At 36.4% G+C, this 14,132-nt stretch carries 15 protein-coding genes; 2 read left to right on the top strand and 13 right to left on the bottom strand.

Features of this window, described 5'->3' with window-relative positions; translation table 11 throughout:
- Positions 1–14 precede the first annotated feature (14 nt).
- The 4 genes from REB14_RS08210 to REB14_RS08195 are packed head-to-tail and all read right to left on the bottom strand — an operon-like array spanning position 15 to position 3,486.
- On the bottom strand, positions 15–1,049 hold the full coding sequence (locus tag REB14_RS08210; RefSeq protein ID WP_309521935.1) for an alpha/beta hydrolase fold domain-containing protein: 1,035 nt from the start codon (positions 1,047–1,049) through the stop codon (positions 15–17).
- 21 nt (positions 1,050–1,070) lie between these two features.
- Positions 1,071–1,454, bottom strand: coding sequence for a DUF3037 domain-containing protein (locus REB14_RS08205; RefSeq protein ID WP_079240636.1), 384 nt, complete (start codon positions 1,452–1,454; stop codon positions 1,071–1,073).
- Positions 1,441–2,214 carry a HipA family kinase gene (locus REB14_RS08200; protein WP_309521934.1) on the bottom strand — a complete coding sequence of 258 codons (774 nt, stop codon included), beginning with the start codon at positions 2,212–2,214 and terminating at the stop codon, positions 1,441–1,443. The genes REB14_RS08205 and REB14_RS08200 overlap by 14 nt, the downstream gene beginning before the upstream one ends.
- Positions 2,215–2,229: 15 nt before the next feature.
- Entirely contained in the window at positions 2,230–3,486 is a 1,257-nt protein-coding gene (locus REB14_RS08195) for a T9SS type A sorting domain-containing protein (protein WP_079240638.1), read from the bottom strand.
- 61 nt (positions 3,487–3,547) lie between these two features.
- On the opposite strand from REB14_RS08195, the gene REB14_RS08190 reads away from it, so the two are divergent.
- Positions 3,548–4,390 carry an alpha/beta hydrolase family protein gene (locus tag REB14_RS08190; protein WP_079240639.1) on the top strand — a complete coding sequence of 281 codons (843 nt, stop codon included), beginning with the start codon at positions 3,548–3,550 and terminating at the stop codon, positions 4,388–4,390.
- A gap of 48 nt (positions 4,391–4,438) precedes the next feature.
- Positions 4,439–4,948 (top strand): hypothetical protein, encoded by a 510-nt coding sequence (locus REB14_RS08185; protein WP_079240640.1) that lies wholly within the window; start codon positions 4,439–4,441, stop codon positions 4,946–4,948.
- A gap of 54 nt (positions 4,949–5,002) precedes the next feature.
- Here the strand turns inward: REB14_RS08185 and REB14_RS08180 are convergent, their stop codons facing one another.
- The 9 genes from REB14_RS08180 to REB14_RS08140 form a co-directional block, all read right to left on the bottom strand.
- The gene (locus REB14_RS08180; RefSeq protein ID WP_079240641.1) at positions 5,003–5,602 is read right to left on the bottom strand and encodes a hypothetical protein; all 600 of its coding nucleotides are present in this window, start codon (positions 5,600–5,602) and stop codon (positions 5,003–5,005) included.
- Positions 5,603–5,615: 13 nt separating this feature from the next.
- Positions 5,616–6,437 (bottom strand): flavin reductase family protein, encoded by an 822-nt coding sequence (locus REB14_RS08175; RefSeq protein ID WP_079240642.1) that lies wholly within the window; start codon positions 6,435–6,437, stop codon positions 5,616–5,618.
- 58 nt (positions 6,438–6,495) lie between these two features.
- On the bottom strand, positions 6,496–6,903 hold the full coding sequence (locus REB14_RS08170; RefSeq protein WP_309521933.1) for a GxxExxY protein: 408 nt from the start codon (positions 6,901–6,903) through the stop codon (positions 6,496–6,498).
- Positions 6,904–6,936: 33 nt separating this feature from the next.
- Positions 6,937–8,184: a fumarylacetoacetase gene (gene fahA / locus REB14_RS08165; protein ID WP_079240643.1), complete on the bottom strand. Its 1,248-nt coding sequence runs from the start codon at positions 8,182–8,184 to the stop codon at positions 6,937–6,939.
- Between the two features lie 54 nt (positions 8,185–8,238).
- Complete coding sequence (locus REB14_RS08160) at positions 8,239–8,700, bottom strand: hypothetical protein (protein ID WP_309521932.1); 462 nt, start codon at positions 8,698–8,700, stop codon at positions 8,239–8,241.
- 71 nt (positions 8,701–8,771) lie between these two features.
- On the bottom strand, positions 8,772–9,902 hold the full coding sequence (hppD, locus tag REB14_RS08155; RefSeq protein WP_062675378.1) for a 4-hydroxyphenylpyruvate dioxygenase: 1,131 nt from the start codon (positions 9,900–9,902) through the stop codon (positions 8,772–8,774).
- A 237-nt stretch (positions 9,903–10,139) separates the two neighbouring features.
- Positions 10,140–10,931 carry a hypothetical protein gene (locus REB14_RS08150; protein ID WP_034697425.1) on the bottom strand — a complete coding sequence of 264 codons (792 nt, stop codon included), beginning with the start codon at positions 10,929–10,931 and terminating at the stop codon, positions 10,140–10,142.
- Positions 10,932–11,071: 140 nt separating this feature from the next.
- Positions 11,072–12,346 carry an acetyl-CoA hydrolase/transferase family protein gene (locus REB14_RS08145; protein ID WP_079240644.1) on the bottom strand — a complete coding sequence of 425 codons (1,275 nt, stop codon included), beginning with the start codon at positions 12,344–12,346 and terminating at the stop codon, positions 11,072–11,074.
- A gap of 219 nt (positions 12,347–12,565) precedes the next feature.
- Complete coding sequence (locus REB14_RS08140) at positions 12,566–14,077, bottom strand: succinate CoA transferase (protein WP_079240645.1); 1,512 nt, start codon at positions 14,075–14,077, stop codon at positions 12,566–12,568.
- Between the last annotated feature and the right edge of the window lie 55 nt (positions 14,078–14,132).

The raw sequence follows: 14,132 nt of genomic DNA, 5'->3' as shown, positions 1-14,132 counted from the left end.
TAGGTAAATATATATTACTTCTTTTGTGAAAGAACAAAATCTACCATTTCATCAGTGAGTTTATCCAGATAAGCTTTATCAGTTGTTCCAAAACCATGTACTCCGCCATCAACAATGATGAGAGCGTTTTGTATTTTGACTCTGTTTAATTTTCTGTGAAGCTTTTTAGACTGATTTAAAGGAACCACTTTGTCATTATTTCCCTGAACAATTAAAGTTGGAACTCCTCCTGAAACAAAATAAACAGGAGATAGGGTTTTAAGGTAATCAATAGCGCTGTCCTGATCTTTTCTGATATCATACCCGGAAATTCCTTTGACAAGATTTTCCTGTAAACCCACTATTTTTTTGGACATCAACCCGATCATTCCTACCGGAATTGTTCCTAATCTTGTATGAAAAAGCTTATTAAGATCAGCAGGACCATAATGATCAATTACATAATTCACCTTAGCTGAATAAGACGAAAGTTCCGGATTACCCAGATAAGTATTGTCTGGTGTATAGGCTGCCATCAGGGATAGATGAGCTCCGGCTGAAGCCCCGAATAATCCTATATTATTCGTGTCGAAATGATATTTCTCTGCGTTTTTTCTTACCCATCTTACAGCATCTTTGGTATCTTCCAAAGGCAATGGAAAATGCGTGCTGTCATTCAGAAGCGTATAATTGATACTGATCACTGCATATTGTTTGCCTATCAGTTTTTTTACAGTCGTTTCAAGATAATTATCAGCATTAACAACTTTGTCACCTTCTACCCATCCGCCTCCATGAATGTAGATCAATACCGGAAGTTTTTCAGTGGTGGCATTCTTGGGAGTGTAGAGATCAAGAGCGAGAGGTTTCCCCTTTCTGTTTGTCTTGTAGACGATATCTGCGGAAACTGCTGCAATTTCAGGAAGTAATGTACTTTTTACAGCAGAAGCTTTGTTTGGTCTTAATGGTAATTCTTGTGAAAAAAATAAATTAGAAAATCCTATAATTAAAACAAAAAACAGGTTTGTGAAAAACCTGTAGATTGATATATTGTTTGTTGATGAATTCATAATAAATTTTTTAAGGAAGCGTTACTTTACTAACTCCTCAAAAAGCTTACCAAAAGTGGCATTTAGATCCTTTGATTTTCCCGGATGAGGTCTTGAGGTCTGTACTACAGAACTTCTTACTGCTGTCAACCATCGGAAGCGCTCCGGAATATCAAAAAAAGCAATAGGACCGCCATCTTTATCTCCATTCGCAATTTTCTGAAAGCTTTCCAGATTGTGGATAATATCGTCGTAATCCAGTTTGCTGTGCATCAGTTTGAACTTGTCCGGACACAAATAGAATTCCACTCTGATGAATTTTTCCTTCTTGGAAAACATCACCAGTCCGATATTGAAAAACTCTTCTCTTTCAACTTTGGGTACCAGGCGTATTACCGCGTATTCATATATTTTATCCTCTTGCATTTTTCGCTTCGTTTACAAAGATTTGAGAATTTTCTAATCTGGTTTTCATAAATTGAAAATAGATCTCACGAATTTCATCCGGCGTTTCATCTGCATCATTCCAGCGTAACCAGTCTTCAGGAATCATGTTGACAATTTCTCTGAAAAGAGTATCATTCAAAATTTCATGGGCAAATTTATCCGCTTCGTCAAGCATTTTTGCCTTAGGAAGAAGTACATGGTCTTTCACATATTTGAAAGGTGTTTTGGCCGCTGCATCAAAATTCTGCCATGAGTGATGGAAGTAGAACGAAGCACCATTATCGATGATCCAAAGTTCTTTATGCCACATCAGCATATTCGTATTTTTAAAAGTACGGTCGATGTTGGTAATAAATGCATCCAGCCATACTATTTTTGAAGCCAGAAGGGGATCCACACTTACTCCCGGATCATACGTAATAGAACCGGAAAGATAATGTAACCCGAGATTCAGCCCTTCAGAAAACTTCAGAAGATCCTGGATTTCTTCATCGGCTTCCGTTCTTCCGAAATCAGCATCAAGATTAACGAAAACAAGTTCAGGAATTTTAAGTCCTAAAGCTTCGGTAATTTTCCCACCCAACAGTTCGGAGATCAGCATTTTTACTCCATGGCCTGCACCACGGAATTTTAACACATACTTGAAATCATCATCAGCTTCCGCCAGAGCGGGAAGAGATCCTCCCTCTCTCAGTGGCAGAATGTAACGCATCACGGTTACAGTTCTTAAATTCTGCATGCAGCAAAAATAAGCTTATTTTTTAATAATTTTTTTAGTGAATTCCTTTTCGCCTGTTTTATATTTCAGGAAGTAAACTCCGCTGGTCAGATGCTGAAGTGAAATATTGTAGCCAGCTTCTGTTTTATTCAAATGATAAGGAATGATTTTTCCTGATATATCTGTAAGAGAAAGTATCTCAACTTTATTTTTAGAAGCAATGTTGATAAGGTTTTGAACAGGATTTGGATAGATTTGAATACCGTTTTCTATAGTTGTTTCCGCAGTATTTAATGTGCTTACAACAACCAGTTTTGTTTTAGTGGTGGTTGCTCCGCAGGCATCTGTTGTAAGTTTTACATTATAACTTCCTCCCACAGCATAGGTGTGCATAGGATTTTCCAGAGTAGAAGTAGTACCATCACCAAAATCCCATGAATATGAAGCTGCATTCTGGGTTGTATTCGTAAACTGAACGGTTCCTGCTCCATTTATCTGATAGGTGAATCTGCTGTGAACATCATTGTTGGTTACATACCATTTACCGGGCTGGTTATATACTTCTGTTTTCACAATATCTTTGATCAGCTGTGCCTGTGACGGAGTAAGATTTCCATTAAAAGGAATCTGTGTTGGATCTTTCTTGAATATAATAGTGTAAAATGTATACGCAGCTGCCATAGAACCTATATAACTAGGATGTGATTCGTCCTGATCATACAATTCAATTGCTGGGTTTTGCTCTCTGATTGTTCTCCAGACTTTACCTACAGGAGAGACAATTCCTTCATTGTTCATAGCCATTTCCATATAACGGTTATAAATTTGAGTGTCCATTCCCAGGTATGTACAGACCGTTGGAAGACCGGGACAGTTGGTTGCATCACCATTTTTACGCCCCCAGGTCATGTAGAAAATAACATTTCCACAAGGATTGGCTGTTTTAATTAAATTGGAAAGCTGAAGGGCATAAGGATACACCTGATTTTGTACCTGTGAATCGGGAAACGAAGGAAGCTGGCTCTGTTCCTGTAATACCACGTAATCCCAGTTTCCCTGATTAATGTCTGAAATGACATTGGGATTATTGGAATGATCCTGCAGGGTAGCACCTCCCGGAGTCTGACTGTGATGTTCAAATATATCGCCATTAGATGTGGCAATGCTTTGAATAAGGCCAGGTAAATTGTTAACGTAAGTATAACTGTTTCCAATAAAGAAGACTCTTTTGGTGGTCTGACTGAGGAGTAAAGAAAAAGTAATTAAAAATAAAAAAAGTAGAGTTTTTTTCATAAATTTCAGTTTGAATTAATCCTATAAATATAAATAATATTAAGTAAAGCCAGTTTGTTTTATGAATTTGATTATAGAAAAGAATATATACTTAGAAAATAAAGAAACAAAAGGTTTTCTTGCTGATATTTTTTATAAAGACACTCAAGAAAAACTTCCTTTGGTCATATTTGTTCACGGATACAAAGGGTATAAAGATTGGGGAGCCTGGAATCTGATGGCAGAAAAGTTTGCTGAAGCAGGTTTTTTCTTCGTCAAGTTTAATTTTTCGCACAACGGAACCACAACAGATGATCCGTTTAACTTCGGAGATCTTGAAGCTTTTGGACAGAATAATTATTCTAAAGAACTTTCAGATCTTGGTGTTGTAATTGATCACTTTAGTAAAGATCCGCATGTGGATGATGAAAAGATTGTGCTGATCGGGCACAGCAGAGGAGGAGGGATTTCTATTATTAAAACTTTTGAAGACGAAAGAATCAACGGTTTGATTACGTTGGCCAGTGTGGATACTTTAGATCGTTTCCCAAAAGATACTGCTTTTGAAAACTGGAAAAATAATGGTGTTTATTATGCTTTGAATGGGCGTACCCAACAGGAAATGCCTCATTATTATCAGTTTTATGAAGATTATGAAAAAGATATTCACCGTTTTGATGTAGAACGGGCTACAGAAATGGCTAAAGCTCATATGTTGATTATTCATGGAACAGAAGATGAAGCGGTAGAGGTGAAGCAGGCAGAACATCTTCATATTCTTCACCCCAATTCTGAATTGTTTCTGATTGAAAATGCTAACCATACTTTCGGGGCAAAAGAACCATGGGAAGGAAATGAATTACCAAAAGATCTCAATACTGTAACTGAAAAATGTATTGATTTTATCAAAGGAAAATTGAAATAAAACGTTTAAAACTACGTTATTATACATTAACCACCATAAAATATAATTATGAGAAAAATTATTGCAGGCGCATTTGCGCTTTCACTATGTGTTGTTTCATGTAAAAAAGAAGCAAAAACAGACTCTTCTGTAAGCAGTGATACTTTGGCAGCCGTAATGCCTAAGGATTCCGTAACAACTCCAAAAACAGATTCAGCAGCAACTGCAGCTCCTTCTGCTCCTGCTCCGGATAATGTTATTACCAAAAACGTTGGGAAATATCCTCATGATATTAAATTCTTTGAAGATAAAGGTATCTCAGAAAGACTGAAAAAGCTTATTGGTGCTGAGTATGGTGAGATGGTAAAGAATTTCAATGTGGAAAGTCCTATTGCATCAGAAAATGGAATCTACAAATTGACAGGATGCAAACAGCACGATTGCCCGGGATATGCTACAAGTATTTTCTACGATGCTAAAAATGATAATCTAAACGTTTCTATCGATAAAAACGGTAAAGCAACAGAATTTGCTGAAAAAGGAAAAATTACTGTTTCAGAATCGCTTAAATCCAAATAATAAAAAAGGAGTGAAACTTTCACTCCTTTTTTTATTGATTTTCAATAGATATCTTTAGTTCGTTTTAACAGCGTTCTTTTTTACTGCCTTTAAAAGACTTCGAAAGTTTTTCATAGTCATCATTTCTGTTGAAGGATCGAAGATAGTCACCTTTTGATCTTTCTCCACTGAAACTTCTGAATATGCTTTGAGTGAATATATTTTCTTCATAGTGCTGATATCATAAACATCCATCATTGCAAAAGTTTCATTTTTTTTATATTCATATTGTGTTCCAATTGAATTGTCTAAACCGTTTCGCACTTTCATGGTGTAGATGTTTACCAGGAAATTGAAATCAGAGTTGCTTTTCAATACCTCAAGATCTTCAGTTTCCGGATCAAAAGGAATACTATTTTGAATTATATTTTCTGCTTTTGCCGTTTTTAAGTCAAAGGCTTTGCCATAGCTTAAATCCTGGAATAGTTGAAATGTCTCTTTGCTCATCATTTCTCGGTGGTGCGAATCTACATCCGTTTTGATATTGTTAATCAGCCACTTTTTGTCCTTCGAAAATACCAATGACTTGCTATAGATCCCATAATCTTTTTTTACAGGATAATAGCATGATTGTAATGTAATTAAGAGAAAAAGAAAGAAAATGTATTTTTTCATCAATAAATTCAGACTATTTAATCAAAATCTTCCAGGCTTCTTCAACTTTACTTTCCAGAAGTAATTTCTGGGCATCAAGATGGATATTTTCATCGGCATGAAAGTCTCCGGCAGGTAATATTTCCGTATTGGCAAGCATTCCAAGGTCATTTCCTGTAAACACTTTACTGTACTTAATAGAATCTGGTAGCAGATCGAAACCAATTCCTTTTGTTACCAAAGGTTTTGGCACTTCAAAAAGACTGTTTTCATTGCTTCTTGAATACCAGTTACTGCCTAAACGGGCTACCATATCCAGTTTTTTCTGATCCAGATTTCCGGCCTCATTCAGATATTCTTCTCTGATATGGATTTTCTGAACTTCACAGATCACCAGATTTCCGGCACCACCCTGATCTCCCAATGATTTTACCTCTAAAACTTTACATTCAAAGTTAACAGGACATTCTTCAATCAGTTTCGGCTGTACAAGATCTGCATCTTTCATGGTAAGACCGGATTTGATAAATTCATTGACTCCGGTTTCGTATTCTGTAGAAGCTAAAGAGATCTGCTGTACAATCGGAAAGTTTACTGTTCCGATTACTACTTCAGGAACTTCAATAACATTTTCCAGTGTATGTTTGGTAGTATTATCACGTACCCTCCTCGATGGTGAAAAAATTAAAATAGGAGGAACTGTACTGAACATATTAAAAAAACTGAACGGAGATAAGTTATTATTACCGTCTTTATCCACTGTAGAAGCCAATGCAATGGGACGTGGTGAAACGGCTGTCTGCATAATGGTCTGCAATTGTACGGAGGTTATCTCGGAGGGGATTACTGTTTTCATATTCTATTTAACCACAAAGGCACAAAATTTTAAGTAAAATACTTTTAATCATTAAAGTTTAAAAAAGCATATCATAATATTGATTTATAAAGGTTTCCTGCCCTTCGTGATATAGATTTTTTACATTAAAATTGACTAAAATGCCTTTGGGTTTCTTCATTAAGTTAATATAGTTAAGAAGTTGAGCTCTATGAATATCATTAAGCTTTGTAACTGACTTTAATTCTACCACAATTAAGTCCTCAATTAAAAAGTCGCAAAAGAAATCACAATTAATTTCTTTTCCTTTATAATGTACCGGAACTTTCAATTCAGATTTAAAATTAATATTTCTTAATTTGAATTCTTCTTCCAAACATTTATGATATACGCTTTCCAATAAACCAGGACCTAAAATTTTGTGAACTTCTATGCAAGCACCATTTATTTTATAGGTAAGATCTGTTAAGTATGATTGCGTAATCATCAATTCTTTTGTGACTTTTGTGGTAAAAAAAAATTAAAGTGTTGGAATGATTTTACCGGAAACTTCCCCGAAACCTACTCTTACACCATCTTTTTCTGCCCAAGCCTTCATGGTAACCGTATCATTATCTTCAATGAATTTTCTTTCTTCGCCGTTGCTTAATGATAAAGGATTTTGTCCTCTCCATGTAAGCTCAAGCATAGAACCGAAAGATTTTGGATCACTTCCTGAAATGGTACCGCTGGCATATAGGTCACCTACTTCCACATTACATCCGTTCACGGTGTGGTGTGCCAGTTGCTGAGTCATATTCCAGTACATGTGTTTGTAATTACTTTCACAGATCAGGTTTTGATCTCCGTTTTCAGGTTGGATATATACCTCAAGGTTGATATCGTAATTTTTATCACCTTCAAATTTTAAATATTCTAAAACTTCAGGATCCTGAGTTGGAGAAGCTGTTCTGAATGGTTCCAAAGCTTCAAGCGTAACCACCCATGGAGAAATTGAAGAACCGAAGTTTTTTGCAAGGAATGGCCCTAGTGGAACATATTCCCAAGATTGGATATCTCTTGCAGACCAGTCATTGAAAACTACCATTCCGAAGATCGCATCTTCTGCATCTTTGGTAGAGATACTTTCTCCCATCTCTGTATTTTTATTGATGATGAAAGCCATTTCCAGTTCGAAATCCAATTGTTTAGATACTCCGAAAACCGGTTTGTCTGCATCGGCGGGTTTCGTCTGACCTTTAGGACGGTTGATTTCCGTTCCGGAAACTACGATAGAGGATGCTCTTCCGTGGTAACCTACAGGTAAATGTTTCCAGTTGGGTAATAAAGCGTTTGCCGGATCACGGAACATTTTTCCTACGTTGGTAGCATGTTCGATGCTGCTATAGAAATCTGTATAATTCGGGATGTGAACAGGCATCATCATTTTTACTTTATCCAGGTCATAGAAAGCCTCTTCAATGGTTTTCTGATCTTTTGATAAAGTTGATCCTTCCTGTAATAAAGTTTGGATTTTAGTACGAACAGCATTGGTAACAGGTTTACCAAGTTCAATAAATTCGTTGATGGTATACGCTTCAAAAACATTGTCGTCTAATCCTTCAATATCTTCAAAATAACCAAGATCGTACAATGTAGCAAGATCAATTACCTGATCTCCGATTCTTGTACAGCATCCGATATATTCTTTGTTAAAAACTGCGACTCCGAAAGGAATATTGTGTATAGAAAAATCCGAATTTGAGGAGTAGTCTACAAATGATTTCATAAGTTTAGATTTTAGTTAGATTCAATATGATCCGGAGAAATTCCCCCGAAACATTTATTTGGTCTTTTTTGAGTAAGATGCTTCATCAATCCACCTATCTCTGGTATTGACATCAATAAGGTACAGAATATTATCCTGTTGTGTCAGCAATAACGTTTTGGTGACAGGCATTGGGATTTTTTTGTTTTCAAGCATATCTGCTCTTAAAGAAATAATATTTTTTTTCCTGATAATATCACCGGTGAAAACATTGGAGCTGCTTTCTCCTGTTGCCTTATCATCGAAAACTTCTACATAAGTGGCATTATTCCCTTTGATAATAATAAATTCCCTCTCCGTATGGTCGGCTTCATCTTTAATGAAAACAAACTTTTTGTTGTCAATATTTACATTTTCAAGATGCTGATTGATGCCTTTTCTTTGTTCAAGTCGGTTAAGGATTTCATTCAAAGTTCCATATTGGGCTTTAAGCCCTAAGGTTCCCAGAAGGAAAGTCCCAATTAAAAGTTTTCTCATATACTGTGTTTTATAAAAAAGTTTTGCCAGAATACTGTATTCTGACAAAACTTATATTTTCTAATGTAAAATTAAAGATTACCTCTTCTTTCCTGCTCTCTTTCTAATGCTTCGAACAATGCTTTGAAGTTTCCTGCACCAAAACTCTGTGCACCGTGTCTTTCAATAATTTCGAAGAATAGAGTAGGACGGTCTTCTACAGGCTTCGTAAAGATCTGTAATAAGTATCCTTCTTCATCATGATCAATAAGTATACCTAACTCCTGAAGTTTTTTAAGATCTTCATCAATATGACCTACTCTTTCAGGAACCATGTCGTAATATGCTTCCGGTGGAGCTGAAAGGAACTCTACACCACGTTTCTTCAATTCAGTTACAGTGTGGATAATATCCTTTGTTGCCACAGCGATGTGCTGTACTCCTTCACCTTCGTAGAAATCAAGATATTCTTCTACCTGAGATTTCTTTTTACCTTCTGCAGGTTCGTTAATAGGGAATTTAGCATATCCGTTTCCGTTTGACATTACTTTAGACATCAATGCAGAATATTCTGTATTGATCTGCTTATCGTCAAAAGAAAGGATGTTTACAAATCCCATTACTTTTTCGTACCATTCTACAGTTGGGATCATTCTGTTCCAGTCAACATTTCCTACACAGTGGTCTACATATAATAAACCTGCTTCTTCAGGCTTATAATCGCTTTCCCACTTTTCATAACCAGGCATGAAAGCTCCGTTATAATTTTTTCTTTCCACAAACATGTGAACAGTTTCCCCATACGTGTAGATACCAGACATTCTTACCTCACCATGCTCATCAGTTAACGTTACGGGCTCTAAATAAGGCTTTCCACCTCTTTTAGTTGTTTCCTCGAAAGCTGCATAAGCGTCATCTACCCAAAGTGCCAAAATTTTTACTCCGTCACCATGTTTTTTTACGTGCTCGCTGATAGGAGAGTCAGACTTTAGTCCTGTTGTTAATACCAATCTGATTTTTCCCTGTTGAAGCACATAAGATGCACGGTCTCTTACTCCTGTTTCAGGACCCGCATAAGCTACAGACTGAAAACCGAAAGCGGTTTTGTAATAATGGGCAGCCTGTTTTGCATTTCCTACATAAAACTCAATATAATCTGTACCGTTAATCGGTAAGAAATTTTCTGCTTGAGCTATTTTCTCGGCAAATGTAAGTGTTGACATATTTTCTCTTTTACTTTTATTTTATTGGTATGCAAATTACAAAATTCTTAGATATGGCGAAAATATTCCCAAGGATTCATTGAATATATTTAACATAACGTTAAAGAAGAGTTTACTTAAGTATATTTAAGTTTCATAAGTCTAAAATCATCTGCCTACATTTGTTATACAAAAGACAAGTGAAAAAAAATATTTCGAAACATGAAAGCCGTAGATACTCTCTACGGCTTTCTTATTTTAGGTTGTTTCAATTTTTCTGTTGAGCATTCCCGCATCGGGATTATAGTTATCCCAGATCTTCCAGGTATTATTTATTTTTTTGATAAAGTAAATTTGGGTACTCAGTTGATTGACAAAATGTTCTTCTCCGGTTTCACCTACTTTGAACAGAAGATTCCAGAATTCCTGAGATTCCAGGATTTTTTTCTCAGGATCATCAGTGACCACCTGAATGTCAAAAACTTCATAATTGGATCTGTTGTTCTTAGTCACCAGCTGGAAGTCTTTATCACACAATTCTTTGCTGAACAGCGAAACTCTTTCCAGGAATGGAGAATCATCAAAAACCAGGTCTTTAAAAAGCTTGGTATTATGATTGGGAAACTGTTTACAAAACTCAAAAGCGGTTGCACAGTATTCATAAACCATCTGCGTAAGATAAGACTGGTCATCCGTTTCCTCTTCTTCCTGTTTCTTATATCTGATGGTAAGGATGTAATCATTAAGGTCTTTATATCCTAAGAAAATGCAGATTTTATCAAGTGTTTTAAGGAATCTAAGGTCACTATGGGTTTTATCCTGATAATCATTTTCAAAAAAACGCTGAAGAGTAACGTGAGAAATGGTATTTCCGATTTCAAATTTTTTTCCTCCTTTCAGTTCTTCAGCTTCGGAGAGTTCGTCTTTGATAATTTCAGAAAGAATAATATAATGGCTTCTCTTCCACTCATTCACATTCCCCAAAACAGAATTCCTTACCTTGGAATGTTTTACCACTTCGTCTCGTATCGAATTATATATAGTTTTCAATTTCCTTGTTTTTGAAAGAGTTTTATCAAATATACTGCCAAAATTTTAATATTTTTTTATCATTTTATGATGAAGAGTTCAAAATTTGTTTTAATATTTCAATTTAAAAATGCAGTTGTAAGGACTTTATAGTTTGATAATCAGTGTTTAAATCTTTCAAAAGCTGCTCTTTCCAGCATTTCTCTGTCATCAGGATGGGCAATACTGATAAGTTCCTGTGCTCTCTGGCGAAGGTTTTTCCCATAGAGATAAGCCGTTCCATACTCAGTTACTACATAGTGAATATGCCCTCTTGTGGTTACTACACCAGCTCCCTGTTTAAGAAAAGGAACAATTCTGGAAATTCCTTTTTTGGTTCTTGCGGTGATAGCTATGATAGGTTTTCCATCATCACTTAAAGCTGCCCCACGCATAAAATCCATTTGCCCTCCGATTCCGCTGTACTGCATCGTTCCAATAGAATCGGCACATACCTGTCCTGTAAGGTCTATTTCAATGGCAGAGTTAATGGCTACCATTTTTTTGTTTCTCATGATGTTGATCGGGAAATTCACTTCACTTACATCTCTGAAGGCAAAAACCGTATTGTCATCTACATAATCATACAACTTTCGAGTCCCGAAACAGAAACTTGTGATGGTTTTATTGTCATTGTAGCCTTTATATTTATTATTGATTACATCATCCTGAATAAGGTCAATAACACCGTCGCTCAGCATCTCTGTGTGAATTCCAAGATCTTTATGATTGGTAAGGCATTTTAACACGGCATCAGGAATTGTTCCGATGCCCATCTGCAGCGTTGATCTGTCTTCAATAAGCTCAGCAACATTTTTTCCTACGAGCATTTCTTCAGGGCCTACTTTAGAACCATAGTCTACGGTAGGAAGTTCCTCTTCATGCCAAACCAGTTTATGAATTCTGCTGATGTGGATCATCCCGTCTCCATGAGTTCTTGGCATTCTTGGATTGACAATAGCAACGATGATTTTTGCTGTATCTACAGCGGCTCTTGCGATATCTACAGAAGTTCCCAAAGTACAAAACCCGTGTTTGTCGGGTGGAGAAACCGTAACAATAGCTACATCAAGAGGCAGGATATTTTTTCTGAATAAAATAGGAATTTCACTTAAGAAAACGGGAACAAAGTCTCCGCGGTCAGAATTCACAGCATCACGTACAGGAGTGGAAACAAATAAAGAATTGATAAAAAAACTGTCCTTGTATTCCGGTTTTGCAATTTCCACATTTCCCTGTTGGGTAATGGAAACCATTTCCACATTTTGCAAACGATTAGACTGTCTTGCCAGTTCATCAATAAGGTAATTGGGAGTACAGGCACTACCATGAAAAAAGACACGGTTACCACTTTTTATCGTATATATTGCTTCTTCTGCGCTGATGTAATTATTCATATTTTGTCTTTTTAAAAAGGTGTTAAGAGTATGAGTAGAGCTTATAAAATACCTCTCTTCTTTCAAAGATAATCTTTATAATTTTATATTCATACAAATATTTTGAGGATATTGAACAGACTTTTATCATATGAATAAGCCAGTTGTGATTTAAAAGATAAAGGACTAAATGCCAATGCATTTAGTCCTTTCGTCTTATTTGTTGTTTTGATAAAAATCTTAATTAGCTATTTCTACAGCTGTTTTCTGCTTCATAGTTCCGGTTTCTGCAAATCGTAAATGCCAGCTGAAAGATTCTTCCAATAAATGAGGGGTATGGCCACCTCTTTCACAGGCCCTGTCGAAGTAAGATTGTAGTTCTTCCTTATAATCCGGGTGAACACAATTGTCGATAATTTTCTGGGCTCTTTCTCTTGGTGCCAATCCTCTTAAGTCAGCCAATCCAACATCTGTTACCAGAATATCTACATCATGTTCTGTATGGTCAGTATGAGAAACCATGGGAAGAACATGGGAAATATTGTTGCCTTTTGAAGCTGCCTGAGTCACAAAAATACTTAAATAAGCGTTTCTTGCAAAGTCTCCGGAACCACCGATTCCGTTCATGATTTTTGTTCCTCCGATATGAGTAGAGTTTACGTTTCCATAGATATCGAATTCAATTGCGGTATTGATGGCTATCACACCCAATCTTCTGATCAATCCCGGTGTATTGGAAATATTCTGAGGTCTTAAAACAAATTTGTCTTTATATTTCGATAGGTTTCCTAACACTCTTTCGTAGCATTCCTGGGAAACGGTAATAGATGATGCTGAAGCAAAGCTTAGCTTACCGGAATCGATCAGATCAAATGTACTGTCCTGTAGCACTTCGGAAAACATGGTCAAATCATAGAAATTACTGTCTTTGAATCCTGTCAGAACAGCATTGGCTACCTTACCAATACCTGCCTGAAGAGGAAGTAAACGGTCTGTAAGACGTCCTAAAAGAACTTCATTCTCAAAGAAGGCAAGAAGGTGTTTGGCAATAGCTGTTGTTTTTTCATCCGGTTCTGCAATATCTGCCGGGCTGTCTTTACGGTTGGTAAATACAATGGCCTCAATTTTTTCAGGATCTACAGGAATACTTTTTCTCCCGATTTTGTTCCATGGCGCAACAATTGGAATAACATTTCTGTAAGGATAATCTTCCGCCTGGTAGATATCATGAATTCCGTAGACTTCTTCAGGAACTTCCGTATTGATTTCAATAATAACCTTTTTAGCCAAAGCCGCAAAAGTCACTGAATTCCCTACAGATGTTGTGGGAACAATACTTCCGTCTCTTTCAATATAAGCAGCTTCGATAATGGCTACATCAATGCTCTGAAGATTTTTGGTGTGAAGAAGCTCGGCACTTTCACTCAAATGTTGGTCGATGAAGAGAATTTCACCATTATTAATTTTGTTTCTTAAGATAGGATCTACCTGAAATGGCATTCTTTTCTTTAGAACGTTGGCTTCTGCCAGTTTTCCATCGGTACCGTGCCCCAGTGAAGCTCCGGTCATCAAAGTGACTTTCAGGTCTTCTGTTTTTCCTCTTTCAGCCAATGCCGGTAAAATGGCTTTGCTATCACCTGCTTTTGTAAAGCCGCTGGACCCGATGGTCATACCGTCTTTAATGATTTTTACAGCGTTTTCGGCTGTGGTTACCTTTTGGTGTAAACTTTCTAATCTGATTCTTTCTAACATGTAATATTGATTTTGTTTTAAACCACCATTACTTAGGATGCGATATGAAAAATAA

Origin of the sequence: Chryseobacterium metallicongregator (assembly GCF_031324065.1) — a bacterium.
GTDB lineage: Bacteria > Bacteroidota > Bacteroidia > Flavobacteriales > Weeksellaceae > Chryseobacterium > Chryseobacterium metallicongregator.
The sequence above is the reverse complement of the archived record's forward strand: the minus strand, read 5'-3'. Positions and strand labels throughout refer to the sequence as shown.

What these genes read in the sequence shown, in the direction of transcription:
- REB14_RS08185 (WP_079240640.1), top strand. Translation starts at nt 4,439, where the DNA reads ATGAGAAAAATTATTGCAGGCGCATTTGCGCTTTCACTATGTGTTGTT.
- fahA (WP_079240643.1), bottom strand. Translation starts at nt 8,184, where the DNA reads ATGAAATCATTTGTAGACTACTCCTCAAATTCGGATTTTTCTATACAC.
- REB14_RS08180 (WP_079240641.1), bottom strand. Translation starts at nt 5,602, where the DNA reads ATGAAAAAATACATTTTCTTTCTTTTTCTCTTAATTACATTACAATCA.
- hppD (WP_062675378.1), bottom strand. Translation starts at nt 9,902, where the DNA reads ATGTCAACACTTACATTTGCCGAGAAAATAGCTCAAGCAGAAAATTTC.
- REB14_RS08200 (WP_309521934.1), bottom strand. Translation starts at nt 2,214, where the DNA reads ATGCAGAATTTAAGAACTGTAACCGTGATGCGTTACATTCTGCCACTG.
- REB14_RS08195 (WP_079240638.1), bottom strand. Translation starts at nt 3,486, where the DNA reads ATGAAAAAAACTCTACTTTTTTTATTTTTAATTACTTTTTCTTTACTC.
- REB14_RS08140 (WP_079240645.1), bottom strand. Translation starts at nt 14,077, where the DNA reads ATGTTAGAAAGAATCAGATTAGAAAGTTTACACCAAAAGGTAACCACA.
- REB14_RS08170 (WP_309521933.1), bottom strand. Translation starts at nt 6,903, where the DNA reads ATGATTACGCAATCATACTTAACAGATCTTACCTATAAAATAAATGGT.
- REB14_RS08210 (WP_309521935.1), bottom strand. Translation starts at nt 1,049, where the DNA reads ATGAATTCATCAACAAACAATATATCAATCTACAGGTTTTTCACAAAC.
- REB14_RS08160 (WP_309521932.1), bottom strand. Translation starts at nt 8,700, where the DNA reads ATGAGAAAACTTTTAATTGGGACTTTCCTTCTGGGAACCTTAGGGCTT.
- REB14_RS08145 (WP_079240644.1), bottom strand. Translation starts at nt 12,346, where the DNA reads ATGAATAATTACATCAGCGCAGAAGAAGCAATATATACGATAAAAAGT.
- REB14_RS08205 (WP_079240636.1), bottom strand. Translation starts at nt 1,454, where the DNA reads ATGCAAGAGGATAAAATATATGAATACGCGGTAATACGCCTGGTACCC.
- REB14_RS08190 (WP_079240639.1), top strand. Translation starts at nt 3,548, where the DNA reads ATGAATTTGATTATAGAAAAGAATATATACTTAGAAAATAAAGAAACA.
- REB14_RS08175 (WP_079240642.1), bottom strand. Translation starts at nt 6,437, where the DNA reads ATGAAAACAGTAATCCCCTCCGAGATAACCTCCGTACAATTGCAGACC.